5 protein-coding genes and 1 pseudogene are annotated in these 5496 nt (G+C 71.4%); 5 read left to right on the top strand and 1 reads right to left on the bottom strand.

Annotation, left to right across the window (positions count from 1 at the left end):
* Window positions 1–241: 241 nt before the first annotated feature.
* From cobT to AOK17_RS51835, 3 genes are all read left to right on the top strand, one after another.
* Window positions 242–1333, top strand: coding sequence for a nicotinate-nucleotide--dimethylbenzimidazole phosphoribosyltransferase (gene cobT, locus AOK17_RS46110; RefSeq protein WP_055618623.1), 1092 nt, complete (start codon window positions 242–244; stop codon window positions 1331–1333).
* Between the two features lie 212 nt (window positions 1334–1545).
* Window positions 1546–3375, top strand: a complete 1830-nt coding sequence (locus tag AOK17_RS46105) for a phosphatidylglycerol lysyltransferase domain-containing protein (protein WP_055618622.1) — start codon at window positions 1546–1548, stop codon at window positions 3373–3375.
* Window positions 3376–3490: 115 nt separating this feature from the next.
* Window positions 3491–4192: a hypothetical protein gene (locus tag AOK17_RS51835; RefSeq protein ID WP_055618621.1), complete on the top strand. Its 702-nt coding sequence runs from the start codon at window positions 3491–3493 to the stop codon at window positions 4190–4192.
* Here the strand turns inward: AOK17_RS51835 and AOK17_RS46095 are convergent.
* On the bottom strand, window positions 4129–4896 hold the full coding sequence (locus AOK17_RS46095) for a hypothetical protein (RefSeq protein ID WP_055618620.1): 768 nt from the start codon (window positions 4894–4896) through the stop codon (window positions 4129–4131). The genes AOK17_RS51835 and AOK17_RS46095 overlap by 64 nt on opposite strands.
* A gap of 60 nt (window positions 4897–4956) precedes the next feature.
* On the opposite strand from AOK17_RS46095, the pseudogene AOK17_RS53185 reads away from it, so the two are divergent.
* Window positions 4957–5254: pseudogene (locus AOK17_RS53185) on the top strand (adenosylcobinamide-GDP ribazoletransferase); the annotation flags it as partial.
* Window positions 5255–5256: 2 nt separating this feature from the next.
* The coding region (locus AOK17_RS53180) for an adenosylcobinamide-GDP ribazoletransferase (protein WP_245697846.1) at window positions 5257–5496 on the top strand (240 nt) is incomplete at both ends.

Below are 5496 nucleotides of genomic sequence, written 5' to 3'. Positions count from 1 at the left end.
GGTGTGGCGGGTGCGGGAGGCGTTGCGGGTGTGGGGGGCATGGTCTGTCTGCTCCTGCCGGTCCGACGCGGTACGACCTTGTAGAGGCTGATATGAGCTACTACCGGTCGATACAAACCGGTATGACAATCCACTGCAAACCGGAACGTATGGGATAGCGATCTTCGATGCAACGACCCTGTGCAGCGCACTGACCGACCGTCAGGAGACCGGCCCGATCACTGCCGGTACTGTTCGGCGAATGAGCTCGCTTAATCTCGACGACTTCACCGATCTGATCGAGCGCCCCGACGGTGGCGTACGCCGTGACGCCGAGGCGCGCCGGGAGCGGCAGGTCGTGCCGCCCGGGGCCCTGGGCCGCCTCGACGACCTCGGTGAGTGGCTGGCCGCCGCGCAGTCGGCCGTGCCGGTGCGGGCGATCGAGCGTCCGCGTGTGGTGCTGTTCGCGGGTGACCACGGGGTCGCCTCGCTGGGGGTGTCGGCGCGGCCCGCGGGGAGCGCGGACGAGCTGGTGCGCGCCGTGCTCGACGGCGCGACCCCCGTCTCGGTACTGGCCCGGCGGCTCGGGGTGCCCGTGCGCGTGGTGGACATGGCGCTCGACTGCGAGCCGGAGAGCCTGCCCGACGAGGTCGTACGGCATCGGGTGCGACGTGGCTCCGGGCGGATCGACGTGGAGGACGCGCTGACCCTGGAGGAGGCGGAGGCCGCCTTCCTCGCGGGGGTCGCCGTCGCGGACGAGGAGGCGGACTCCGGGACCGATCTCGTCGTGCTCGGGGACGTGAGTGTCGGCGGGACCACCGCCGCGGCCGTGCTGATCGCGGCGCTGTGCGGCACCGACGCGTCGGTCGTCACCGGGCGTGGCGGGCGGGCCATCGACGACCTCGCCTGGATGCGGAAGTGTGCGGCGGTTCGCGACGCTCTGCGTCGCGCTCGGCCGGTTCTCGGGGATCAGCTGCAGTTGCTCGCGGCGGTGGGCGGGGCGGATCTTGCCGCGATCACCGGGTTCCTGCTGCAGAGTGCCGCGCGGAAGACGCCGGTGATCCTTGACGGAGTCGTCTCGGCCGCGTGCGCGCTGGTCGGGCAGCGGGTCGCCTTCCGGGCGCCGGACTGGTGGCTGGCGGGGCAGACCAGTGGTGAGCCCGCCCAGGCGAAGGCGTTCGATCGGATGGCTCTTGAGCCGCTTCTCGATCACGGGGTGACTGTTGGGGAGGGGGCGGGGGCGTTGCTCGCACTGCCCTTGGTTCAGGCCGCGGCTGCCTTGGCGGCGGAGCTGCCGGAGAGCCCGGAGAGTTCCGAGGACCCCGAGAGTTCCGAGGACCCCGAGAAGGAATAGCGGCTGGGGGTAGTTCGTCGGGTGCGGGTCGGTTGGGGTTGCTCGCACAGTTCCCTGCGCCCCTCAAAAGACAAAAGCATGGGGCGCAGCCCCTGCTTTTAGGAGCGCGGGGAACTGCGCGGGCACCCCCAACTCACCCGCACCCGCCCCCGACCGAACCACCGCTCCCCATAGACACTCACACACCGTAGTGCCCCATATGATCCCGTTTCATGGGAAGCGCCCGAACCGCCGTCAAGCAAACCCCGGCTCCGGAGCCAGCGCGGGCCCCCGCCCGCACAGGCGACGCCGCCCGCCCGACCACCCCCGCCTCACGGCGAGCCGCCTCGTTCGCCGTCTGGTACCTCCGCCTCGTCGCGTTCCTCAACTTCCTGAGCGCCGTCTGGGTCTCCCTCGGCCAGGACGTGCGCCGCCACAACACCGAGAACTACTTCACCCCGTACCTCCTGACGGCAGGCTTCGCGTCGGGTGCGTTCACGATGTTCCTGGCGATCACGATGCGCCGCCGCAAACGAGCCGCCTGGATCCTCAACCTCGTACTCAGCGGGCTCTTCCTGCTGCTGTTCGCCTTCGCGATGGTCTTTCCGGAGATCCGCGCGTACCCGCAGAACTGGATCTCCCTCGCCCTGACGGCCGCCTTCGTGGCGTCCCTCCTCGTCGGCCGGCGCGAGTTCTACGCGAAGGGCGACCGCTCGAACCCGAAGCTGGCGGCTGCCGTGGCGGTCGGCGGACTGCTGCTCTGTTCGCTGCTCGCCGCGCTCCTGGTGACCGTCACGAACGACGCGCACGACGCCGACCGCTCGACCTTCCCCGACCGCTGGCGCTACGGCACCCTGCGGCTGATCTCGGTCGCCGCCGACGACGCCCGCTTCCCCGGGATCACCACTCCCAACTGGGTGAACGTCACCATCAACGTGCTCAGCACCCTGCTGGTCCTCGCCGTCTTCTACGCGGCCTTCCGCTCCCGCCGTGCCGTCGACCCGCTCACCGAGGGCGACGAGGAGCGGCTGCGGGCGCTGCTCGACCGGAACGGTGACCGTGACTCCCTCGGCTACTTCGCGCTGCGCCGCGAGAAGAGCGTGGTGTGGTCGCCGACCGGCAAGGCAGCCGTCGTCTACCGCGTCGTGAGCGGTGTCTCGCTGGCCTCAGGCGACCCGATCGGCGACCCCGAGGCGTGGCCCGGCGCCATCGACCCCTGGCTCGCCGAGGCACGCGCCCACGGCTGGATCCCGGCAGTGATGGGCGCGAGCGAGGAGGCGGGGACCATCTACGCGCGCCATGGCCTCGACGCGCTGGAGCTCGGCGACGAGGCGATCGTCGAGACGGCCGAGTTCACGCTCGACGGGCGGGCCATGCGGACCGTCCGCCAGGCCTGCAACCGCATCCAGCGCGCGGGCTACCGGGTCCGCATCCGTCGCCACGAGGACATCCCGGCCGACGAGATGGCGTACCTGCTGAAGCGGGCCGACGACTGGCGGGACGGGGCGACCGAGCGGGGCTTCAGCATGGCGCTGGGGCGGCTCGGGGATCCGGGCGACGGCCGGTGCGTGATGCTCGAATGCACGAACAGCCGGGCGGGGGAAGGCGCGGACGAGCTGCGAGCGGTGCTCTCCTTCGTGCCCTGGGGGCCGCACGGGCTCTCCCTCGACCTGATGCGGCGGGACCGGGACTCCGAGAACGGGCTGATGGAGTTCATGGTCATCCAGCTCCTCCAGCAGGCCCCCGAGATCGGGATCACGCAGGTCTCGCTCAACTTCGCGATGTTCCGTTCCGTCTTCGAACGTGGCGCGCGTCTCGGCGCGGGCCCGGTACTGCGGCTGTGGAGGTCGCTGCTCAGCTTCTTCTCGCGCTGGTGGCAGATCGAGTCGCTGTACCGCGCCAACGCCAAGTACCGGCCCATCTGGGAACCGCGGTTCCTGCTCTTCGAGAAGAGCGGTGACCTGCCGCGCATCGGCATCGCCGCGGCCCGCGCGGAGGGGTTCCTGGAGGCGCCGGGCCTACCGAAGTGGCTGCACCGCAAGCACCTGGAGTCGCACAGATGAGTACGCGCAGATGAGCCGGACGAGTACGCACGGACCCGTGGCCGCCCGCCGATGAGCACGCGTGAGCAGAGCGGTGCGCGCCGATGAGCACGCGCGGACAGAGCGGCGCGCGCCCATGAGCGCCCTCGTCCGACTGGCCCGCCGCGAATGGGGCCCGCTGTACGCGGCCGTGCGCGCGGGTCTCGTCGAGCGGCGCCTGCGGGCGATCCCCATGACCGTCGCCGCGGTGTGCCTGACGGCGCTCACGCAGTACGTGCAGAACCAGCCGTGGGGCTACCAGTTCGTCCAGAACATCGGTGCCGTACGCGCTGAGGACCCGCTCTGGCTCGCCCTTCTGCGCACCCCGCTCTCCCTCTTCGTACCGGCTCTGGACCTGCCCGTGTGGGGTGCGCTCGCGCAGATCCTGCTCGTGTTCGGGATCGCCGAGATCTGTCTGGGCCGGTGGCGCACGCTCGTCATCGCGTACGTCGCCACGCTGGCCGGCACCCTCTACGCGCGCGTGGGCATCGCGCTGGGCCCGCACGGCTTTCTGGGGCTGCCCGCCTCGGACTCGCTGGTCGTGGACACCGGGCCGTCGGCGGCCGTGGTCGGGCTCGCGGTCTTCCTCTGCCGGCGCTATCGCGCGTACGTCACCGCGGGGGTCGTCGTCGCGGCCATGGTGGTGGAGGTGCTGCTCAAGGAGAACCTGGCGGGCAGGGAGCATCTGGCCGCGATCGCGGCCGTGCTGGTGCTGTGCGGGATCTCCGGGCTGCGTCACCGGCCGCCGGGCAGGGACCGGACGGGTTCCGGGTCCGGTTTGCCGCCGATCCAGTCCTGAACCTTGCGGCGGGGGCCCGCCCAGCGGCGGTCGTGGCGGTAGGCCCGCAGCTGGGCCTTGGCCCGGGCGCGGTGCCGTCTGCGGTAGAAGCGCTTGGCCCACGGCGAGCCGGGGCGGGCGAGGCGGATCGCGCCGACCAGGGCGACGAGCGGGACGATCACACCGAAGATCGCCATACGCGCCTTGCCCTTGCTCAGGGCGAGCAGCGAGATGAGGAAGTTCAGCCCGATGCTCACGATGACGCCCGCGCGGTCCTGCAGTTCGTCCTCGGTGAGGTCGTTGACGCCGAACGGCAGGAAGCCGCTGAGCATCAGGCCCACCAGGGCCGCCGTGACCACCACGACCTCGACGCTCTTGCGGCCCTCCTCGCTCCAGTAGACGTCGTCGAGATGCATGATCAGCGCGAACTCGTCGAGGACAAGACCCGCGCCGATGCCGAACACCACGGCGAACGCGGCCGAGCCGAAGCCGTGCCGGCCGCTGGCCACCGCGCCGAAGCCGCCGATCACGGTCAGGACGACTCCGGGGACCACGTGGTGGATGTGGACGCCGCCGGCCTCGACGTTGCCGAAGGGGCCCTTGCCCGCGCGGATCATCCGGACGACGATCCGGGTGATCACAAAGGTCAGTACGAAGGAGGAGAGCGCCAGCAGCAGTGGCAGCTTTCCCGGTTCGGTGATGTTCCTTGTCCACCAATGACCCATGTGCGCACTTTATCCGCGGCTGCCGTGGGCGGCTTCCGGGCCGCCGGGTAACCTGCGCCGGTGTCCACGCCCCCGCCGGAAACTCCCGGAACCTCCTGGTCCGACGGCCTCCGTTTCGCCTTCGGCACGCTCACCGTGCTGCCCGTCGCGGTGACGCGGTGGGACCGTGAGGCGGCGCGGGCCGGGATGCTGTGCGCGCCCGTCGCCGGGCTGGTCGTGGGTCTCGCCGCCGCGGCGCTCGGTCTGTTCCTGCTGGTCCTCGGCGCGGGGCCGCTGCTCGCGGCCGTGGCCTCCGCCGCCGTGCCCGCCGCCCTGACGCGCGGCCTCCATCTCGACGGGCTCGCCGACACCGCGGACGNNAGCCGGCGGCGGACGCGCTGCGCATCATGAAGCAGTCGGACATCGGGCCGTTCGGTGTCATCACCCTTGTGTTCGTGCTGTTCGCCCAGGTGGCGGCGCTGGCCGAGGCCTACGGGGCCTCTTGGGGGCGGGGTGCCTTCGCGGCCGTCGTGTCGGCGGTCGCGGCCCGGCTCGCGCTCACACTGGCCGCGCGGGTCGGCGTGCCGCCGGCTCGGCCCGAGGGGTTGGGGGCCTGTCTCT

The organism is Streptomyces phaeochromogenes (assembly GCF_001418655.1).
GTDB lineage: Bacteria > Actinomycetota > Actinomycetes > Streptomycetales > Streptomycetaceae > Streptomyces > Streptomyces phaeochromogenes.
The sequence above is the reverse complement of the archived record's forward strand: the minus strand, read 5'-3'. Positions and strand labels throughout refer to the sequence as shown.